General features: G+C 68.0%; 11 protein-coding genes. 5 read left to right on the top strand and 6 right to left on the bottom strand.

Going from position 1 to position 16,468, the window contains the following annotated elements; genetic code table 11:
- Window positions 1-134 precede the first annotated feature (134 nt).
- Window positions 135-1,469 carry an MGH1-like glycoside hydrolase domain-containing protein gene (locus ACFPZ3_RS62120; RefSeq protein WP_379523825.1) on the top strand — a complete coding sequence of 445 codons (1,335 nt, stop codon included), beginning with the start codon at window positions 135-137 and terminating at the stop codon, window positions 1,467-1,469.
- Window positions 1,470-1,651: 182 nt separating this feature from the next.
- Here ACFPZ3_RS62120 and ACFPZ3_RS62115 read toward each other — a convergent pair whose 3' ends face one another.
- From ACFPZ3_RS62115 to ACFPZ3_RS62105, 3 genes are all read right to left on the bottom strand, one after another.
- Window positions 1,652-2,410, bottom strand: coding sequence for an SDR family NAD(P)-dependent oxidoreductase (locus tag ACFPZ3_RS62115; RefSeq protein WP_379523824.1), 759 nt, complete (start codon window positions 2,408-2,410; stop codon window positions 1,652-1,654).
- 214 nt (window positions 2,411-2,624) lie between these two features.
- Window positions 2,625-3,581 carry a caspase family protein gene (locus ACFPZ3_RS62110; RefSeq protein ID WP_379523823.1) on the bottom strand — a complete coding sequence of 319 codons (957 nt, stop codon included), beginning with the start codon at window positions 3,579-3,581 and terminating at the stop codon, window positions 2,625-2,627.
- Complete coding sequence (locus ACFPZ3_RS62105; protein ID WP_379523822.1) at window positions 3,578-5,164, bottom strand: hypothetical protein; 1,587 nt, start codon at window positions 5,162-5,164, stop codon at window positions 3,578-3,580. Before ACFPZ3_RS62105 ends, ACFPZ3_RS62110 begins: the two co-directional genes overlap by 4 nt.
- Before the next feature lie 540 nt (window positions 5,165-5,704).
- On the opposite strand from ACFPZ3_RS62105, the gene ACFPZ3_RS62100 reads away from it, so the two are divergent.
- Entirely contained in the window at window positions 5,705-8,413 is a 2,709-nt protein-coding gene (locus tag ACFPZ3_RS62100) for a TIR domain-containing protein (protein WP_379523821.1), read from the top strand.
- A gap of 16 nt (window positions 8,414-8,429) precedes the next feature.
- Window positions 8,430-10,580 carry a serine/threonine-protein kinase gene (locus tag ACFPZ3_RS62095; RefSeq protein WP_379523820.1) on the top strand — a complete coding sequence of 717 codons (2,151 nt, stop codon included), beginning with the start codon at window positions 8,430-8,432 and terminating at the stop codon, window positions 10,578-10,580.
- Window positions 10,581-10,634: 54 nt separating this feature from the next.
- Here ACFPZ3_RS62095 and ACFPZ3_RS62090 read toward each other — a convergent pair whose 3' ends face one another.
- Both ACFPZ3_RS62090 and ACFPZ3_RS62085 read right to left on the bottom strand, forming a co-directional pair.
- A complete protein-coding gene (locus ACFPZ3_RS62090; protein WP_379523819.1) occupies window positions 10,635-14,189 on the bottom strand; it encodes a CHAT domain-containing protein in 3,555 nt (1,184 codons plus the stop codon).
- A gap of 39 nt (window positions 14,190-14,228) precedes the next feature.
- Window positions 14,229-14,459, bottom strand: a complete 231-nt coding sequence (locus tag ACFPZ3_RS62085; protein WP_379523818.1) for a hypothetical protein — start codon at window positions 14,457-14,459, stop codon at window positions 14,229-14,231.
- Window positions 14,460-14,550: 91 nt separating this feature from the next.
- Between ACFPZ3_RS62085 and ACFPZ3_RS62080 the strand changes: the two genes are divergently transcribed.
- Window positions 14,551-15,294 carry a DUF6338 family protein gene (locus tag ACFPZ3_RS62080; protein WP_379523817.1) on the top strand — a complete coding sequence of 248 codons (744 nt, stop codon included), beginning with the start codon at window positions 14,551-14,553 and terminating at the stop codon, window positions 15,292-15,294.
- A gap of 114 nt (window positions 15,295-15,408) precedes the next feature.
- Here ACFPZ3_RS62080 and ACFPZ3_RS62075 read toward each other — a convergent pair whose 3' ends face one another.
- Window positions 15,409-15,885: a MarR family winged helix-turn-helix transcriptional regulator gene (locus tag ACFPZ3_RS62075; protein WP_379523816.1), complete on the bottom strand. Its 477-nt coding sequence runs from the start codon at window positions 15,883-15,885 to the stop codon at window positions 15,409-15,411.
- Window positions 15,886-15,966: 81 nt separating this feature from the next.
- Between ACFPZ3_RS62075 and ACFPZ3_RS62070 the strand changes: the two genes are divergently transcribed.
- On the top strand, window positions 15,967-16,386 hold the full coding sequence (locus ACFPZ3_RS62070; protein ID WP_379523815.1) for a PPOX class F420-dependent oxidoreductase: 420 nt from the start codon (window positions 15,967-15,969) through the stop codon (window positions 16,384-16,386).
- Window positions 16,387-16,468 lie beyond the last annotated feature (82 nt).

The following is a 16,468-nucleotide window of genomic DNA, read 5'->3' as shown; positions in this document are numbered from 1 at the left end:
CCTCCTCGGCATTACCTGATGGTCACGCAGTAAGACGAACGACGAGGCGGGAAATCGACACCTCGGCGCCGGAGATCTCGACCTGGTCTCCCATCGCCGATCGGCGGCACAAGCGTCATGGATATCCTCTGGGAATGGCTCACAGGACCGTGCTGACCTGCCCCCAGCCCGATCTCATGGCGGTCTACGAGGCCGCACTGCACAACCTGCTCGACATCAACACGGTCGGCGGGATCATCCGCGCCGGCGGCGGCTACCCGGCTCCCTGGACCAGGGACGCCTCGATCAACGCCTGGTACGCGGCCAGCCTCCTGTCGCCGGACGCCGCACGCGACACTCTCCTGGCCGTCACCGGAGGAAGGCTCGTCCAGCAGGACGACCAGTGGTGGGACCAGATCATCTGGGCCGTCGCCGCCTGGAACCACGTGCTGGTGACGGGCGACGAGGACTTTCTGGCGCGCGCGTACCCGATCGCCATGGCGACGATGGAGATCCTGGACAAGGAGCGACTCGACGGCAGGTACGGGCTCTATCGCGGCGGCGCCGTCATGCAGGACGGCATCTCCGGCTACCCGGAGCCGCCCAACGATCCTGACATCGATTCCAGCTTCGTGCTCGACTACCCCCAGTCGCACTCGATCATGTGCCTGTCCACGAACGCCGTCTACGTCGGGGCGCATCGAGCGCTCGCCCGGATGGCGGCCGCGCTGGGGGACGACGAGCGACCTCACCTGGCGCGCGCCGACGCCACGAGTGCCGCGGTGAACCAGTGGCTGTGGCGCGAGGACGCCGGCCTCTACGGTTACTTCCTGCACGAGGACGGCCGCCTGGATCCGCATCAGGAAGCGTCAGGGCTGGCCATGGCGATCTTGTTCGGCGTGGCGGACGAGCGGCGGGCCGCCCTGATCGCGGCGAACACGCACCGGGAGCCTCGCGGTGTGGTCAACGTGTGGCCGCACTTCGACCGTTACGGCCCCGCGCGCCCCGGCCGCCACAACGCGATCTGCTGGCCGATGGTGATGGGCGTGTGGGGTGACGCGATGGCGAGAAGCGGCCACGTGGACCGGTTCCTCGAAACGCTGGACGACCTGGCCGGCCTGTTCGGCGGCGACGGACTGTCCGAGGTCTACAACGCGATCACCGGCACGCCCGACGGCGGCTGGCAGCAGGGCAGGCCGTGGCCGTCGGAGCCCGATCAGACCTGGTCCGCCACGACCATGCTCGGCCTGGTCCACCACGGCCTGTTCGGGATCAGGCTCGAGCCAGGAGGGATGCGCTTCTCCCCCGCCGTACCCGCGCACTGGAGCGACGCCACACTGAACGGCCTGCGCTACCGCGACATGACCCTGCACATCACGGTGTCAGGGGGCGGCACGGCGGTGGGAAGTGTCCGCCTCGACGGGCGCGAGGTGGATCTGGTGTCAGCCACCCTCACCGGGCACCACGACGTCCACATCACGCTCACCTGATTCTGGCCGCGCAACGTGGCTCCACCCCGGACACGGTCAGTGTCCCCAGGGAGAAAGCGACGACCAGTGCCCGCTGCCTGATCACGCTGCGTCTTGTCACACGTCCATCACCATCGGCCGGCGGATCGCGATGTGGGCGTCACCCGGTGATCACACGTACCGGCTCGCGATGGAAGGCGCCCTCACACCAGCACCGCGCCACCGGCGATGTCGATGATGACGCCGGTGATCCAGCTCGAGTCGTCGGATGCCAGGAACAACGCCGCCCGGGCGACGTCTTCGGGGGTGCCGAGCCGCCGCAGCGGGTGCGCGTCGGCGAGCGAGCGCTGGACGTCGGCCGGTATCCACTGTTGGTTCGTCTCGGTGAGGACCGTCTCAGGGGCGAGGCAGTTGGCGCGGATGCCGAACGGGCCCACCTGGGCGGCCAGATCCTGGGTGAAGACCTGTACACCGGCCTTCGCCGCGGCGTACGCGACAATCGTCCGTTCGCTCGGCTTGCGCCCCGCCGCGGAGGACAGGGTGATGATGTTGCCGGTACGGCGCTGCTTCATGTCGGGCAGGAACGTCTTCACGGTCAGGAAAGTCCCGGTCAGGTTCCGGTCGACGTCGGCTCGCCAGCTCTCCTCCGTGATGTCTTCGATGGGCGTCGGGCGGCTGTCCGAGCTGCCGGCGTTGGCGACCAGCACGTCGAGGTGGCCGTAGCGGTCGAGGATCTGCTCGCGGATCAGGGCGAGGTCGGCGGCGACGGTGACATCGCCCGTCACGCTGGTGGCCTCGCCGCCGAGGCCGGCGATGCGAGCTTGAACCGCGGCGAGCGCGGCTTCGTCCCGGCCGTGCAGCGCGACCCGGGCGCCGGCCTGTGCGAACGTGACCGCGATGGCCGCGCCGATCCCCCGCGAGCTGCCGGTGACCAGGGCCACCCGATCCTTGAGAAGACTCATCGGCCGTCATTCCTTTCCGTGCCTGAAGGCCACGACCGCCGCGTTGAGCGTCTCGGAGCGACCAAGTGGCCAGAGTCTCGCATGCCACTGCTTCATTTCGGCTTCATCGGTCCTGCCATCCGCCCGGTCCCCGCCCTGGTCCAGGTCATGCGGAACCTCGTCCCAGTCCACCACGTCCACGAGCCGACCGCCCACCGGTCACCCACCAGGACCGTCATATGCGTCCGGCCTTGGCCATGCTCCAGTAATGTCGGCCCAGCGGCGTGAGGCGGCAGCCGTGTCCGTGCATGGCGGCGTAATACATGTGCTCGGTCCCTACCGGTTCGACCAGCTTGGCCGCGCGGCATTTCTGGAGCTGAGCGAAGATCTCCTCGTGCACGGGTTCATGAGGCTCCGCGTCGGGTTCGTAGCTGGGATCGAGGGGGAGCCGCCCGTTCGGCTCCGGGAACCAGACGGGCAGCCGGCGCAGGATCGAGGGAGGAACGCTCGGTTCGCAGAGCCGGACGTCGTGCAGGCGATCGATGTTGGCTTTGAAAGCCGGTCGCTGCTCCCAGGATCCGAACGATTCGGACAGGTAGGCGTACAGGCCTGCCACGTTCACATGTCCGAGGACGTCCGCGGCGCCGCCGTCCAGACCGCCCTCCAGGTAGGTGGAGAATTGGCCGCGGCCCGCGGCCGTCTCCAGGCTCGGCTGATCGTGCCGGGTCGCGGCGAGAATGGACACGCCCGTCGGTATGGCCGACAGGCTCTCGGTGAGAAAGGCCAGCCCGCCCGCGGCACCCGCGAAGCAGCAGTCGAGGATGACGATGGTCTCGTTGACCTTGGACGCCCGGATCTGTTCCAGGATCTCGACGAAGCGGACTCCCCACGTCAGTCCCGCGCCGTCCGAGGTCACGAGGGTGACGTCATTGCTCGCGGCCTGGCCATGACCGGCGAAGTAGAAGAGCGCGAGGTCCGAGCCTGGGGCGAGCAGCGACTCGAGATTGGTGAGCAGTTGATCCCGCGTGACGGGCCGCTGGGCTCCGCTCACCAGCATCCGGCAGCTCATGTTGGGCGAGTTGTCCTCGTTACGCGAGAGAAGGGTATGTAACGCCGTCGCGTCATTTCCGCAGCCCGCGAGATCTTCCATGTTCTCGTAATGATCGATGCCTGTCAGCAGTGCGCGCCTCATGGTGAATATCCGTTATCCGTGGTGCCGGCCCGGTGCGCCTTGCTCCAGTGTGAGTCGAGCAAGGCGAAAGCCTCGTCGATGGCCGCGGTGTACGACCATGCGGTGCGAGAGGTCGCGCCCCAGCCGCACCAAGAACCGTCACCCGGAGCAGGAAGGCGCGCCAGAATCAGTACTCCGTCGGTGACCCACCCGTCGGCCAGGGAGCGGAAGACTTTGTACTTCGACACTTCACCGAGAAAGGCCGCGAACCGGTGGTAGAGCTCGATCTTCCGCCACGAGCCGAGAACCAGGAGGATTCTGTCGTGCGGCAAGTGCTCCGCGATCATCTGCAGTTCCCATTTCAGACCGGGATTGATCTCGGCGGGCGTCCCTGAGACCACGACGCCATAGGCGTTCGCCGCCCATTTCTCCACCTGGTTCTGCCAATCGTTGTGCGGCAGCGTCGTCTTGGCCGCGCCCAGCTTCGGCAGTCGGCTTCCCGGAGGGTCCACGGCGATGACCGGTCCATAGCGAGACAGGGCTCTGGCCAGAGTCTCCTCGAATCTGGCCGTTCTGGTGGGGTTCACCCAACCGGTCAAGATCTGCCACGGCCCCCTTCTGGCCAGCCCGCTCACTGGGACCGTCATCGCGTCGTCGCCGAAATTTCGCAAGTACAGAAAATGCGGTCGGTCATCCGACTTCAAGACCTCGTGGGTGTTGCGAGCACGTAATCGTTGCGCGGCACGATCGAGAAGGAACCCCGCCATGACCGCAAGGACCACTCCATAAGCCACAAACCGCCCAACGGCTTGCACCGGTTCGACCAAGCTGATGAGGAGCACTCCGATCAGTCCGGCGAACGGCAGCGCGGTAACGAGGATGCCGAGGATCATACTGAGCGACACCGACGCGACGCGGCGCAGGCTCGGAGAGGCGATCCGTCGTCGATGACGGAACAACCACGTCGCGGTCAGCGAAGGGTGCGCGCAACGGCGCAGCACCAGGAGTCCGCCCGCGCCGAGAACCACCCCCGTCAGGAGACCGGCGACGTCCACCCTGGCCTCCCGGGCCACCAGCAGGATCTCTCCCAGGACGGTGATCAGGCACAGCCCGATGAGGATCTGCCCCCAGCGACGACCTCTGTTCCGGCTTCGCAGGCGCCGAGCGCTCGCATCGACGTTACGGAGCCTGCCGTCGTCGACCCCGACGCGAAAAGCCTCGCGGCTTGCTCGCTGTGCCCACATCCGGATACCCACGAACAACAACCACACCGTGATCAGCCCAGGAACCAAGCCGGTGAGCGGCGGCAGCGACAGCGGAATCCCAGGAGAAGCGGCAGGTGCGGCGACCACGGTACCCAGGGGAATGCGCCGGGATATGTGGACAGTGGCCGCACCGGTGAGCCGTACACAGTCCTCGACGGCCAGGGCGCCGCATTTCGCGGCCACGACGAGCCGGTAACGCCCCTGAATCCAGGTCCGGGCCAGACGATCGCGATCAAGAGGCGCCACGAGATCCGCGTGATTCTCCAAAACGCCCCGATCGAGCCATGCCTGTGGTTGCACGGCTCGCAGGCGGGCATCGACCTGGGCCATCTCCCGCATGACAGGCTCCGGGCACAGAACCCAGTCGACACCCAATGTGACACCGTCCGGACGCTCCCACGATCGGGCCAGCCCCGAACAGCCGGTGGAGGACGGCGGCGACGCATTCCGACTGATCAATTGCCATTTGCCGGAAATAACCCCATTAGGGGTGAATGTGGTAAGGATCTCAGGTTCCCCCTGAGCCGCTTGCGCTCCCGTGCCGAACCAGCAACCTGCCAGCACCAGTAGTAACGCCAGGACGCCACGTACCATTCGTGCCGCCCTTCTCCTCGCGTCTGGACGACGAGCATCCCACATACATCATGCGGGCGGGCTTCCTTGTCCATGAACGCCGCGAATCGGAAACAGATCAATAACTCGACGACCAACGCCGGCACCATAGGGAATGGTTTCTTCTGCTTGACGAGGTGACGACCGCGGTCCAATGTTGATCGCGCGCCGAGGCGCGAAGCCCCGGGGAGACCCGGCTTTCGGCGTGCGAGGGGTGAAGAGGGTCGGGAATGAGCTTTGCGTTGCATATCGCAGCCGGACGCGATGATGTCTGATATCGCTCGCGATTTTTTCATCTCCTACACGGCGTCCGATGCCGCGTGGGCGGTGTGGATCGCCTGGCAGTTGGAGAAGGCGGATTACCGCGTTCTGGTGCAGGAATGGGACTTCGTTCCGGGAGTGCACTGGACCGCGACCATGGAAGAAGGAGTCAGCAAGGCCCGGCGGACGCTGGTGGTGCTGTCGGAGGACTACCTGCATTCCGTCTACGGCCGGCTCGAATGGACGACCGCGCTGCGGGCGGACCAGCACGGGAGCGAGCGGCGGCTGGTGCCTGTCCAGGTGGCCGAATGCCGCACGCCCAGCATGCTCACCGGGATCGTCTGGGTGGACCTGATGGGAGCCACCGAGGACGAGGCGCGACGCCGGCTACTGGCCGGGATCGAACAGGCGCACTCGGGCCGCGCCAAGCCTTCGCGGACCCCGATCTACCCGGGGATCGTCCCGACCCGGGTGGGCGGGCAGAACGTGAACCCTCCCACGCTGCCGCCGTCGTACCCGGGACCCGGCGGCTCGATGGCGACGAGCATGGTTCTCTTCGAGGGGCGCGACCGGTTCGAGCGGGCGACGCCGCTGACGAAGGCGGATCCTCAGATCATCGGCGGCTACGCGCTACGCCACCGCCTCAGTCTGGGAAACGCCTGCACGGTGTACCTGGGAGAGGACGGTAAGGGCCGCAAGGGCGCGGTGAAGGTGCCACACCGGCACCTCTGGAAGGACGCGCGGGCGCGTCTGGCACGAGAGGCCCAGCATGGCCGCGCCTTCCGGAGCGTCCATGTCTCCGCTGTGCTGGAAGCCGACGTGAACACCTCCCCGCCGTATCTGGTCACCGAGTTCGTCCACGGCCCCACGCTGGACGAACAGATCCTTCGGCGCCGGCTCTTCGGCGGGCCCGGCCTGCGCCACCTGGCCGTCAACGTGCTCACCGCCGTCGGTGACCTGCACCGGGCCGGGATCGTGCACGGAGATCTGAGCCCGGCCAATGTCATCCTCTCCAGCAGCGGCCCACGGCTGATCGATCTCGGCGCTTCCCGTACCAGCGGCGACCAGCAGATCTGGCGGCCGACCGGCACCGCTCAACTGCTCGCTCCCGAACAGTGGCGGGACGAGCCGATCACCGAGGCGACCGACGTGTTCGGCTGGGGATGCCTGATCATGTACGCCGCAACGGGGCGCTGGCCCTTTGCCGGCGGGAGCGAACTCGCGCTGCGCCGCGCGATCTTGGCGGACGCCCCCGATCTGACCGGCCTCGATGCCATCGTGCGCCCTCTCGTGCGGCAGGCCTTGGACAGGAATCCCGCGGCGCGTCCCACCATCGGGGTGCTGCGGACCCGGCTGAACCCACCCCTGGACGTGCTGACGCCCCGCACCCCCACAACGGCGAAGCGGATCGGCCGCAGAACCGCGGTCGGGATGATGGCCGGGCTGGCGGGCGTATCGCTGTCGCGTGACTCCGTTCGTGTCGCGCCCCTGCCGATCGTTGATCAGGCGAATGCCATCGCCACAGTCGCCGACCGTCTGCGCGACAGCGACCCGGACTTGGCGGGCAGGCTGGACCTCGCCGCGTACGTGACACGACCGACACCGCCGGCCCGGGCCAACCTGCTGCGGCACGCCAGGATCGCGACCCTGCGAGGACACGGCGGTTCGGTGAAGGGCCTCGCCTTCCACCCGCTGAACGGCATGCTGGTCAGTGCCGGTCTCGATGCGACCGTGCGGCTGTGGGACGTCCGCGGACAGAACTTCAGCGCTCCGGTCGTCGCATTCACGAACGTGTCGCCTCTCTTCAGCGCGGCTTTCGGCCCCGACGGCACGTTGTTCTTCGGCGACGGGGATGGCTTCGTCACGAAGGTCCGCGATCTGCGAAGCGTCGGGAGAGAGCTGCCGCGATTCAGGGCACACGACGCGGAGTCAGAGGTGCTCCGGCTTCGCTTCAGTCGCAACGGCCGCCTGCTGGCCACGTCGGGGTCAGACGGGTTCGCCAAGATCTGGGACCCGGCTGACACACGCAAGCCGCTGCGGGTCTTCGACCATACGGTCCGCACCCGTCACCTCCGGTATGTGTGGGGAGTGACCTTCTGCGGAGAGGATCGAGTGCTCGTCACGGCGGGAGATTGCGAGGATGAGTCCACGGTCAAACTGTGGCGCCTCGGCGACACCGATCCCGGCCGTCATGATCCACCCATGCGCATCCCCGACATGTTCGTGTCCATAGGCGACGTGATCAGCAACCCTGTCGACGACGGCGTCGTCGCGATAGTCAGTGGCGTGCTCGGCGGAAGCAACATGGTGCGGCGGCTGCGGGTGTCCGAGTCGGTCGCCCTCGACGTTCGTCCTGAGACCGACTTCGGCAGCTTCGCCAAGCTCAATCACTCGGCCGCGTTCAGTCCTGACGGCAGCATGTTCGCCACCGGTAACGACAATGACCACGACGCGAGGGTACGACTGTGGACTCTGTCGGACACGAGCGTCTCCACACCTCTCTTCGAGCAGCGTCGCCCGGTGTGGGCCACCGCGTTCAGCCCCGACGGAAAGCTTCTGGCGGCGGGCGGCGACGACCTTACCGTATGCCTTTGGGGAACTGATCCCGCACTCCTGCGAGCGGCGCTGTGCGCCTCCCCGTCCTTCGCCACGCCCTCCCGAGGCGTATGGCGCGAGTATCTTCCTGATGTCCCCTATCCCGGCCGGTGTCCCTAGGACCCGATGAGCTCCGATGACCACAGCTGAGAACGACCGGCCGGGTGCCCCGTTGGAACGGGACGATCCGGAGAGCATCGGCCCGTACCGTCTGCTGCGGCGCTTGGGCGCGGGCGGCATGGGGGTGGCGTACCTGGCCGGGGCCCGGGACGAGAGCCTGGTCGTGGTGAAGATGATCCACGAGCATCTGGCCGCTCGGCCCGAGTTCCGGATGCGCTTCACCCGTGAGTCCGTCATCGCCTGGCGGCTCAGGAGCCCCTACACGCCCGCGCTGGTGGCAGCGGAAACCGGGACCCGGCCCTATCTGGTGACCGAGTACGTGCCGGGTCCGACCCTCGCCCAGGAGATCGAGCGCCACGGGCCACTACCCGCTCCCCATCTGCGCCGGCTTGCCGTGGACCTGCTCCGGGGCCTCGCCGACCTCCACCGGGCAGGCATCGTGCACCGTGACATCAAGCCGTCGAACATCATCTTGTCGGCCTCCGGAGCACGCGTCATCGACCTGGGGCTCGCGCGTTGCCTCGACGACCAGGTAGAGGTCACCCGAGGCGAACGGCAACCCGGCACTCCCCAGCTCATGGCGCCCGAGCAGTGGACCAGCCGCACGCCGAACGCCGCAACGGACATCTTCGCCTGGGGCTGCGTCGTCACCTTCGCCGGCACCGGCCGGTGGCCGTTTCCCGGCGGGACCGAGCGTGAGCTCCGCCATGCCATCCTGCGTGAACCGCCCGACCTGCACGGATTGGATCAGGAACTGCGGGACCTCGTGGCCCAGTCGCTGAGCAAAGTGCCCGATGATCGCCCCTCAGCGGCGGAGTCGCTGGGCAGTCTCATCCGGCCGAAGGCGGTGTCACGTGCCACGTACGCGGTCGGCGCGATCGGGCTGCTCATCGTGGTGGTCGCGCAGATCGTGCTGTGGGGTCTGCTCGCATTCCCCTCTCCGGCACCCGCGTATGTGCCGCCCCTGGTGGCGATTTCGGCGCTCTGGCTGCTGTTGTCGATCTACAGCCGGATCGCGGCCTCGACCCGGGCCGGCCACGCCTCCCCAGGCGCGGACCGGTGGTGGGAAACGCACCTCCGAACCCCCGCCCTGCTTCAGCCGCTGCTGTGCGCCGTCGCCACCGGCCTGATCGCCGGTCTTGTGTCCGGTTGGTGGTACGGCCTGACCACCGCTCTCGTCCTCGGCGCCGCGGCCGACCGCCGGATCTGCGCCCGCGGCCGGCTGCCCGTCAAGCTGGGCCCGGTCCCCCGTGGATGGACCAGGCGCGGCATCGGCTTCGGTCTCACCGCGGCGGGCGGGCTCGCACTGGCCGTCCTGTCCGGTCATGTCATCGCCGGAGTGGTGGTCGGCGTCTGCGGCGCCGGCGCCGCGGCCTGGTGGAGCGTTCTCGCCCCCTCGCTCACCACACCCGATACGCGACCGAGCCTCCGCCGGGACGCTGTGGTCTCCTCGGCCGGGGCGGCCCTCCTCCTCGCTCTGTCGGGAAACGCGACCGGCGCTCTGACGTTCATGAGTGCCCTGCTCATGACGGGCTTCGACGGCCTGTTTCTTCGGAACACGCCCGGCTCAGGGGAGTTGTACAGCCAGTTCACCGGCATGGTTCGCGAAGCCTGGCCCGCCGTGGGCGTGGAACTGGGCCTCTGGTACCTGCTGACCTGTGCCGCGGCCAGATTCCTCATGGCCCGGCTGTGGCTGATGACCCGCTCCGCCGAGCGCCCGCCTGCCGCGGTCCCCGCACGATCGCGTCGGGTACAGAGCGTTCTGTACGCCGTACTCATCCTGTCGATGTCGGTGCCATTCCTGGCGGGGTCCCTGTCTCCCGTCGACGCATGCGACGGGTACCTTGGGCGCCGCCAGCGCGCCATCGAACTGGGCAACGACGCCGGCGTGCTCCGGGAAGGCGCGAGGACGACCATCATCTCTCCGCGCGGGGAGGCCACCGTCATCCTCCGCTGGACCGCGGAACCCCGTTGTGCCTGGGCTCTCATGACCGGACCACGAATCCCCGCAGAGGTGTGGCTGGATCGCACGCGGACCCAGCGGTTGGGCGTACGCGACGTCCTGGGCATCTCGCATACAGGGGCATACCTTATCGATCCAGGACACATTCGTGCCTGCGGCGAAATAGCTGGCCATGTGGGATGTACGGCGTGGTTCCCGGCATGACCTCCACAAGGCGACGGCGTCCGCGGCTGACGCCTCGCCCTCGGGAACGGAGATCTACGGGCCAGCGTGGATGATGCCCCACTGCAGGGGGTCCAGCGGGTCACGCGTGTAGAGCTCGTCCACCGCCTCGTGGAGGGCGGCGCTAATGGGCTTCGCGGCAGCGCCTGTGCCGGAACGCAGCGCGGTGTAGAACCTGCGGGCGACCGCGACGGCGTCCTCGTCCGCGATCGGCCACAGCGCCGCGATGACATGCGCGTAGCCGATGATCTGGAACGCCGAGGTCAGATGGATGGCCTCGTCGGGCAGCAGATCTCCGGCATGGGCGCTGTGACATGCCGACAGGTATGCCAGGTCACCGCCCCCGGCTCGCAGGCGCGAGATGTCCGCGACCGAGAGCGGGCCGTCGTACAACATCAGGTGGCTCTGCGAGGGGTCTTCGACGTCGTAGACGGCATGGCAGGCGAAGTGACTGCTGCCGCCCTCGGCCAGCGCCGCGAGAACGGCCTGGACAGTGGCGGTATCGTCGGCCAGCGTCACAGTACCGGGGCGGATCTCCCGTACGATGCCCATTTCTTCCCGTGCCTGCGGCAGATCGCCGTCCTTGCCCAGCAGCGGCGTGTGACCCATGGCCACGGCCAGGCCGCCGGAGGACTCCGCGGCCGAGGCGGCCAGCCTCTGAGCGCGTCGCAGGCCGCGGACGGTGGACGCGTACGAGGACGACGCCTCCGACCGTACCGTCGAGGAGGCCTTGCCGTCGGCGGTGTGCCGGCCTGCCCCGTGCAGCGGGAACTGAGCGAGGATCCCGGTCGGGATCCACCAGACGTGCGGCAGGGCGCGGGCGTCGTCGCCGGACCGCAGTTCGCTCAGCGACGGCCCGGCGGCGACCTCCCACAGCCAGCTCGCGACGTCGTGAAAGGCGTCACGCGTGCGTGCCAGGCAAGCCGCGTAGGTCTCGGTTTCTGCTTCTGTGAGCTCGTCCAGCGCTGCCCGGAACGCGCCGATGTGCGCGGTCACCGCCGCTGGGGTCAGATGGGGAAGCGGTACGGTACGCAGCCGCCCGCCGGTCAGGATGAGCGCGTCGGAGCGGTACTCGCTCAGGTTCACCATGATGACGCAACCGTCTGGAGGCGTTTCGAGTAGTTCGTCCGCGCTGCTGATCGGGGCGAGAAAGCGCTCGAAGCCGGGCACCCCGCTGGCTCGGATGTCGGCCACTACCTCGTCCCGGGCCGCCGAGAGCGAGTAGCGCTCGTTGATCAGCGCCGCGGCCGAGACGATCCCGCTTTGGCCAGGCCGCTCCTCGATCATGGGCGTCGTGAAGTCCCGCTCGAGTTCGGCGGTGATCCGCTCGAACCGATCCGCCAGCTCACGCCTGTGCTCGCGTAACACCGCCAGTTCGTCCCGCCCGCCGACCGATTGCTCGAACAGCACGCCTCTCCCCTGTTCGAGCAGGCTCAGTGCCAGCAGATCGTCTCCAGGACGCCCGCGTTGCAACGCGCAAGCCGCGGCATCGCAGGCCAGGCCGGACAGGTCGACCAGGTGGCGCCGGCGGTCGGGAGCGCCCAGCCGCTGGTGGGTGAGGTACGGCAGCATGGCGACAGCGGTCTGGAACGCTTCCAGCGCCTCGTCGAGGTGACCATCCCCGGCGGCGAGCTGGGCCCAGGTGTAGGCGGCCCACACCCGGTGGGTGGCGGCCCCGGCCCTGTCCAGCGCCGCTTCTCGCAGGTGGCCCAGGGCTTCGGCACGAGCCGTGGCGTCTCCTTCGCGTTCACTGCGAATGATCAGGCCGGTGGCCAGGTTGGCCTCGCAGACGACCCGTGTCGGATTGCCGGGCGGCATGGCGGCGACGGCGAGGCGCAGTGATTCCAGCAGCGCGTCCAGAAGGGCGGGCTCCTCGGTGCGCAGGAAGAGGCTGAGCTGGGTGGAGCCGAGGTTGGTCAAGCGAATGCCCCTGGCCGGGCTCGTCTCAGGCTCGAGGATCACCGCCTGTGACAGGGCCTCGACGGCCTCGGTCAGGAGTGCGTGGGGATCGGAGACGGTGTCGGCTTCGGTCCTGAGCAACTCGCCGAGGTTGGACAGCAGCCCGGCCTTCAACTGTGTCGCCTGCGGGGCGCGAGCGTCCAGGAGCCGCACCGCGAGCCGCAGGGACACGGCGGCCCTCCTCAGATCGCCGGCGTCGTCGAGACGCGTATGGCGGGCGTGCAACATGGTTCCCAGGTTCGCCAGTCGCACGATCCGCGGCAGGTCCGGCTCGGGCGTGGCGTCCACCGCGTCTCGTGCGGCCTCGACGGCGGCGTCGAGCGCCGCCACGTCGCCGTAGCCCTCATAGCGTGCCAGGTGCGCCGTGGCGAGGTTAGCCAGGCAACGTCCCAGCCCCCTTCCCTCGGCCGTCGCGGTCGCCTGCGCGAGCAGTTCCACCGCGCGTGTCAGTGTCTCCTCCGAACCCGTTTGCTCGTACTCCTCCAGCAGGATCGCGCCGAGGTTTCCGTGGACAGTGGCTCTTTCCGCCATACCGGGCAGCGTCCACCCGACAGCGCGTTCGCCGGTTTCCCGCGCCCTTGCGAGCAGGTCTCGGGAACCGGTCACGCGGAACAGGTGCAGCTGAGCCGAGCAGAGGTTCGTGAGCACCAGACAGGCGAGGGCGTCATCGGGGCGCAACAGGCCCAGCGCTTCCTCCAGCACCTCCACGGCCTCGACCAGCACGCCGGGATCGCCGGCGGTGTTGTACCTGGACAGCAGGGCGCCTCCGAGGTTCGACAGGATCCAGGGGGTGTCGGGTGCGATGGCGTCCGCTCGCGCCTGCCTGAGCGCGGCGACCGCCTCCTGCCATGCGTCCTCCTCGCCGCGCAACTCATACCATTCGACCAGTGCGATGCTCAGGGAACACAACCTGGCCGGACGACCGGGCCCCTGCGGCGGGGTGGCGGCGATGGCGTTCCGCAAGACCTCTATCGCTCGCCGGGCAACGTCCTCGTCGCCGCTGCGCCGGAACCTGTGGCCCAGAGCGGTTCCCAGGCTCGTCATCCGGATGGCCGCCGCCTCACCGGCGGACTCCGTCCGCGTGACCAGTTCCTCAAGGACGCTGATCCCCTCGTCCAGAGCGTCTCCGTCGCCGGTCATGTCGAAGGTGCTCACCAGGGCGACGGCGAGAACCCGCCGGGCGTCCTCATCGGAACGGCCTGCCTCGGCGGCGGCCTCCAGCGCCGCGCGAGCCGTCCTCACCGCCTCTCCCAGCAACTCCACCGAACCGCTTCGCGCCCCCTCCGTGTGCAGAAGGCCGCTGAGGTTGGTGAGTGCCCGGGCCTCGTCCCCGGAGGACCGCCCGGGCTCGGCGGCGGATTCGCGCAGCACCCGTACGCCTTCATGCCAGTAGCGGATGTCGCCCGTCGAGCTGTACCGGTAGCCGAGAACGGCTCCAAGGTTCGCCAGCGTTCCCGGGCGCTCGGGATGGCCATGAGGAAGGCGCCGCGCGACGTCGCGCAGCAGTGCCACCGACTCCGTCAGCGCCTGAGCGTCGCCCCGGGCCCGGAAGATCTCATAGAGCTCGAAGGCGCGATCGCCGTCGGCCAGCGCATCGCTCAGCCGCCGCTCTTCCTCCGACTCACCGCTCATCCGTCAGCACCCCGCGACCACCCGTCTCGTCGGCTGCTGTCAGCTGGTCTTCTCTCCCCCGGAAGCCTCCGGTGGCTGGGCGGGCGGAGCGGCCGGCTTCTGCGTGGCCGGCGAGGGCTTCACCGCCCGCGGCGCCTTGACGTGACCACGCCACCGGGGTGGCGTTCGAGGTGCGGGGGCGGGTTCGACGTTGCCGGGTCTTTCCTCGCGCTCGGCGATATCTTCCTGCCGCTCGGCGGGCACGGGGTGGTCTGCGTCTTCCGTCGCCATCCCGCCCTCCTCTCGTCACCAGGAGTGAATGTGACGATAATAGCTCTGCGATCCGCGACATGGACACATGAGCCCAGAAAGCTTGTGCAGAATGCCTTTTCCCGCAACGTTCATCGGCTTACTCCTGTTCGTCATCCTTCTCATGCCTGGATTCGCCCACTCGGTGATCCGCGACCGAAACAGAGCAAAGCCTCCCTTGTCGCCCGTCCGTGAAGTCATCGGCATCGCGTACGTGAGCGTGCTGGCCGATGGCGCGGCGCTCCTGTTTTTCACACTCCTGCGCATCATGTGGCCCACTGGAACACCGGACATCGGAGCTCTTGTCCGTGACCCTGATGGCTATACGCGTGTCCATTACGCCTCGCTGGGCTGGTGGAGCCTGGCAGTGCTCGCCCTGGCCGTCATCCTGGCGTCGATCAGCGCTTCCACCGGGCTCAGGAGGATATCGGACCGGTCAGCCGTGCTGCGCCGGATCGTTCCCTCGGCTCAGCACGATTCGGCCGCGTCCGCGTGGGTCCTGCTGTTCAATCAGTATCCGGATATGCGGGTTCACATCGGCTGCTTCCTGGATGACGATTCGTATGTCGCCGGGTGGCTGATGTCGTTCAACTGGTCGGTCGAGGAGTCAGCCGATCGGGAGTTGGTCCTTACCGACCCGATCACCTATCGCCCACCGAAGGGAACCACGGAAACCGTACTCAGCGGAGTCGGCGCTGTTTCGGTCAGTGCCCGCCGGATCAACCTGCTCATGGTGAGTTATCTGCCTGCCGAGGAAAATCAGGCCCCTGCCGAAAAGGATGCGAATAAACCACAGGCCGACGACGAATCGCCGTGACCGACGGAAAGGACAACCGCAAATCGTCTGCCTATCTCGTGGCCGCTCAGCTGGGCGAGGATGACGCAGGTGAAGAGGGAGAGATCTCTGTTGCCGAGCGGGTGAGGCCCGGCGTCAGCATTCGCCCCGGGCGGACGCGGCCCTGCACTCGGCGATGATCTCGGCCATCGCGCCGCGGAAGTGCTCGCGGCTGTCGGGTGTGAGTGGCGAGATGAGGCGGTCGAGTTCCGCGCCCACCTCGGCGTGGAAGGCGACTGCTGCCTGGCGGCCTGTCTCGGTCAGGGTCACCTGCGTCGCGCGCCGGTCGCCCGGCACGGGTGAACGCTGGGCGAGGCCGCGCCGCTCGGCCCGGTCCGTGAGGCCGGTGAGGGCGGCCTTCTCCACGCCGAAGCAGCGGGCCAGCTCGGCCATGCCCCTGGGGCCGTCGAGCAGGATGCACAGCAGTTTGGCCTGGACGGGGGTCAGATCGTGGCGATCGGAGACGCGCGCGTACATGCCCTGCACGAGGCCGGTGAGCTGGACCAGCCCGGCGGCGACGTCCAGCTCATGCCCTGCAGTCTCCCCCACGATCGTTTGCCCCGTTTTGATCACAAAGCTATGGTACACGGTGAATATAGTTAATGACGCGTACAGTATGCTTCATTAACGATTGTTGATGTGAGGAGACCTGAGGTGTCGTTCAACGAGGTGGAGATCGCCTATCTGCGGTCCCAGCAACTGGCCCGCATCGCCACCGTGTCGGCCGACGGGCAGCCGGACGTGGTGCCGGTGGGGTTCGAGTTCGACGGGACGTTCGTGTACGTGGGCGGGCTCGATCCGGCCAGGACCCGGAAGTTCCGCAACGTGCAGGCCGGGAACACCAAGGTCGCGCTCGTCGTCGACGACCTGGCGTCCGCCGAACCGTGGACGCCCCGCTACCTGCGCATCTACGGCGAGGCCGAACTCGTCGAACGCCAGGGCCAGTTCGGGCCCGCCCCCTACATGCGGATCACGCCGGACGTGTCGTGGAGCTTCAACCTGGAGGGGCTGCCTTTCAGCCACGACCAGAAGATCGATGTGCGGCGCACCGTCCATACCGGGCCCGGCGCATAACCGAGGCGCACCCCCTTCATCAAGTGCCCCCGGCTCGCCTCGCCGGCCGGACATGACCCGCGTACGGACAGACAGCAACGGC

This window comes from Nonomuraea insulae (genome assembly GCF_042656245.1).
Note: the sequence above shows the minus strand (reverse complement) of the source record. Positions and strands in the feature narration are given on the sequence as shown.